The sequence below is a fragment of the Cupriavidus sp. SIMBA_020 genome, from assembly GCF_046535395.1.
Lineage (GTDB): Bacteria > Pseudomonadota > Gammaproteobacteria > Burkholderiales > Burkholderiaceae > Cupriavidus > Cupriavidus campinensis.
In genome coordinates, this window is sequence record NZ_JAWRWU010001759.1 from 1 (window position 1) to 232 (window position 232).

Here is a 232-nt window from a genome sequence, read left to right on the forward strand (position 1 = left end):
GCCGGTGACATCATCGCGACAGGCACGCCCTCGGGCGTCGGTTTCGCCCGTCAGCCGCCGGAATTTCTGAAACCGGGGGACATCATGGAAACCGACATTGTCGGCGTGGGTGTCATCCGTAACGAAATCAAGCCGGTGTAACGCCATCGTCGTCGAGACTACGCGCCACTTCGCCGAACGTGGCGCGCGGCGCTCGCTCAATATGGCTGCTGTATAGTTGCGCGGACGTCGG

The 232-nt window shown here is 62.5% G+C and carries 1 protein-coding gene; it reads left to right on the forward strand.

Going from position 1 to position 232, the window contains the following annotated elements; all coding sequences use genetic code 11:
* A partial coding sequence (locus SB751_RS35650) for a fumarylacetoacetate hydrolase family protein (RefSeq protein WP_410749689.1) occupies positions 1–141 on the forward strand: 141 nt, incomplete at its 5' end.
* Between the last annotated feature and the right edge of the window lie 91 nt (positions 142–232).